This window comes from uncultured Thiodictyon sp. (assembly GCF_903946935.1).
Lineage (GTDB): Bacteria > Pseudomonadota > Gammaproteobacteria > Chromatiales > Chromatiaceae > Thiodictyon.
The window spans coordinates 1-2,971 of record NZ_CAJAXH010000003.1; the positions used below are offsets into that span (position 1 = coordinate 1).

At 60.3% G+C, this 2,971-nt stretch carries 3 protein-coding genes and 1 tRNA gene; 3 read left to right on the plus strand and 1 reads right to left on the minus strand.

All coding sequences use genetic code 11. From position 1 onward, the window contains the following. The first annotated feature begins 304 nt into the window (after window positions 1-304). From rplM to QZX93_RS00100, 3 genes are all read left to right on the plus strand, one after another. On the plus strand, window positions 305-742 hold the full coding sequence (gene rplM / locus QZX93_RS00090) for a 50S ribosomal protein L13 (protein WP_295387410.1): 438 nt from the start codon (window positions 305-307) through the stop codon (window positions 740-742). A gap of 16 nt (window positions 743-758) precedes the next feature. Further along, the gene (gene rpsI, locus QZX93_RS00095; RefSeq protein ID WP_295387415.1) at window positions 759-1,148 is read left to right on the plus strand and encodes a 30S ribosomal protein S9; all 390 of its coding nucleotides are present in this window, start codon (window positions 759-761) and stop codon (window positions 1,146-1,148) included. Window positions 1,149-1,224: 76 nt separating this feature from the next. Next, a tRNA-Gln gene (locus QZX93_RS00100) sits at window positions 1,225-1,298 on the plus strand. 853 nt (window positions 1,299-2,151) lie between these two features. On the opposite strand, the gene QZX93_RS00105 is transcribed toward QZX93_RS00100, so the two are convergent. Next, on the minus strand, window positions 2,152-2,625 hold the full coding sequence (locus QZX93_RS00105) for a hypothetical protein (RefSeq protein WP_295387418.1): 474 nt from the start codon (window positions 2,623-2,625) through the stop codon (window positions 2,152-2,154). Window positions 2,626-2,971 lie beyond the last annotated feature (346 nt).

Consider the following 2,971-nt stretch of genomic DNA (forward strand, 5'->3'; position numbering starts at 1 on the left):
CCCGCGACACCGTCGCCGCCACCATCCAGCGCCTGGCACGCAACGTCCGCCTGGTGTTCGACTACCTGGGCATGACCGAAAATTCCCGCCGTCGGCGGGGACGGCCAGCCACGGCGGGCTAGAACGGATTTGCCGTGGGCGGATCTTCTTCAGGGCTTGCGTCGGGGCGCCGCCTCCCGTATAGTTCGCGGTCTTTCGCGCTTTAGCTCTTACGAACATAAAGACCCGCCGCATTCCCACCGGCACCCCTTGCGGGGTTATCCGGACCGGGACGCACGCGGACTCGGTACGGGGATAACGGATCATGACGACGACTGTGAGCACCAAACCGGCAGATGTACGCCGTGCCTGGTTTTTGGTGGACGCCGAGAATAAAACGCTCGGCCGGCTGGCCACTGAGCTGGCGGCTCGCTTGCGCGGCAAGCACAAGCCCCAATACACCCCCCATGTGGACACGGGTGACTATATCGTCGTGGTCAACGCCGGTAAGGTTCGCGTGACCGGCAACAAGCTCGCGGACAAGATGTACTACCGCCACACCGGCTATGTAGGTCACCTCAAGTCCATGAGCCTGGGCAAGCTTCTGGATCACGCCCCAGAGCGCGCCATTGAGATTGCGGTCAAGGGCATGTTGCCCCGCGGCCCACTGGGTCGTGCCATGTTCCGCAAGTTGCGTGTCTATGGTGGGCCCGAGCACGGCCACCAGGCCCAACAACCACAAACCCTTGAACTCGACTGCTAGTCCAGGAACCGCATCCATGTCGGAGACTCAATACGCCACCGGCCGCCGCAAGACCTCCGCCGCCCGGGTCTTCCTGACCACGGGTTCAGGCGCGATCACGGTCAACGGCCGCACCCTCGACCACTTCTTCGGCCGGGAAACCGCCCGCATGTTGGTCCGCCAGCCGCTGGAGACCTGCGGCCTGTTGGACCGGGTCGACATCATGGCCACCGTCGTCGGCGGCGGTAACAGCGGCCAGGCCGGTGCCATACGCCACGGTATCGCCCGCGCCCTGGTCAGCTATAATGAGGAACTGCGCTCCCCGCTGCGCCGCGCCGGGTTCCTGACCCGCGACGCCCGTGAGGTGGAACGCAAAAAGGTCGGTCTGCACAAGGCGCGCAAGCGTCCGCAGTACTCCAAGCGCTAGCGCCCTGGAGGGCTTCTGGCGGGTGTCGCGCAGCGTACACCCGCCAGTCGGCGAACAACGTCGCCGAATAGTTTATTGGGGGATCGTCCAGCGGCAGGACTACGGACTCTGACTCCGTCAACCTAGGTTCGAATCCTAGTCCCCCAGCCAACAAAGACAAGGGCTTAGCCGCGAGGTTAAGCCCTTTTTTCGTTGCTCCGGGTGAATACCGGGTCGATGCACGTCCCGACGGAGCCAGATATGTCCGGTTCCGGGCACCTCGGCGGGGACGATGCGCTCCTGCGGCCGCGGTAGATCACCGCGCCCCGCCCGGTGGCGATCGACACGTGCATCACTCCCGCCGGCTTCGCCCGCCCGCCGTCATCAGAATGATATCTTTCCGAGACGATCGACAAACACGGGACTGCCAGGCCGGGCGCCACGCAGTCGAGCAGACCGCCCCCATGCGCAGAGCAAGGCTGCGGAATCGGGCGGAGCTGGGCCTACCGATCGAGGACGGCGTCAGTCAGCCGGTCAGGCTGCCCATTGGGTCGACAGCGCCTCGGCTTGGGGTGGCGAGCCGCTGCCAGCACAGGATAGGCAATGGCCGCGACAGGCACGTAAACACCTTCGATAGATGGAGATCGGGTACCAAGCGGAGTCGGGGACCGCGGAGCGGGTCGGGCTCTAGGCGCAGCCCCGCACTGACCAAGAACGTAGCGCAAGACACGGCGAGCGAATCGAGCGGGTCTGACAATCCCCGTGTCGGTGGTTCGATTCCGCCCCTGGGCACAATAAAGCCTTAAAGATCCTCGTGTTCTCGCGGACACGAGGAATTTAAATCCCGACACCGGCTTGATCGTCATCAGGCTGATCTCGGGATGGTAGGTCTCGCTCAACAGCTCGTGCGCTCCTCTTCCCTCTTGAGGAGCACCAGGAAGGTGGTCTGCTCGACGTAGTCGCCGTAGCCGAGGCCCTTATCCCTCAAGAACCCCAGGCATACAATTCCTGCAATGGGCAACCCTCAGCGGACCACCTTGCCATTCTGAGTCACCTTCCCCTCGCTATACAGGAATCTGACCTTCTTCCCCTTCTTGTCGCGCATCTGCAAAGAGATCTTCTCGCCGTCTTGGGAGATCTTGGGGCCATCATCGCAGGTCCCGAATGCCGGGGTAATGGTGTGACTCTTTTGGCCGAGTGTGACGAAGCGATAGAGCTGACAGGACGCTCCTTGAGAATCGCTAATCAACACCGTGACGCGATCACCAAAGCTGTACTTGTCGATCAAGGACAATGAAGCATATTCCGAATCGCCACCAGGGAGTTCCAAACGCTTTCCGTCGAGCAGTAGATGGTTTTGTTGGAAGTCGCCGACGATCGACAAGACTCCATACGGCGACTTGACGGAAGCGGCAGGATCTTCCGCCACTGAATCACCTGAATAAGCCGGCAACACTAAAGCTAAAGGGAAAATAACAGTCAACAATAGGGGTTTCATATTTTTTACCACAACCGTTACACATGGAAAAGTTATTAAACGACGAATCGGCGGTGGGGCCGAAAGCTTACCTATTGGTTTATCGATCATCAAGCCAGGGCTAATTTTTGCAACTAATATACTTCTCGCCGTTTATCGTAATGCTCCGTTTTGACTTCACCGCTAGAGTCGCAGTCGATTTAGTAACATCAACGCCCTTCGTGAGGGCCTTGATCATAAATCCGGCCAAGACCTAGCGTAGGGCTTGGTGAATCACCGCAGGAGAGCGGCAGGACCCGCGAAATTGTGTACCCTTGGAAGTGCAAACAAACCGAGGGTGAAGCACCATGTTCGAAGGTCCTGCCGG

What these genes read in the sequence shown, in the direction of transcription:
- rpsI (WP_295387415.1), top strand. Translation starts at nt 759, where the DNA reads ATGTCGGAGACTCAATACGCCACCGGCCGCCGCAAGACCTCCGCCGCC.
- QZX93_RS00105 (WP_295387418.1), bottom strand. Translation starts at nt 2,625, where the DNA reads ATGAAACCCCTATTGTTGACTGTTATTTTCCCTTTAGCTTTAGTGTTG.
- rplM (WP_295387410.1), top strand. Translation starts at nt 305, where the DNA reads ATGACGACGACTGTGAGCACCAAACCGGCAGATGTACGCCGTGCCTGG.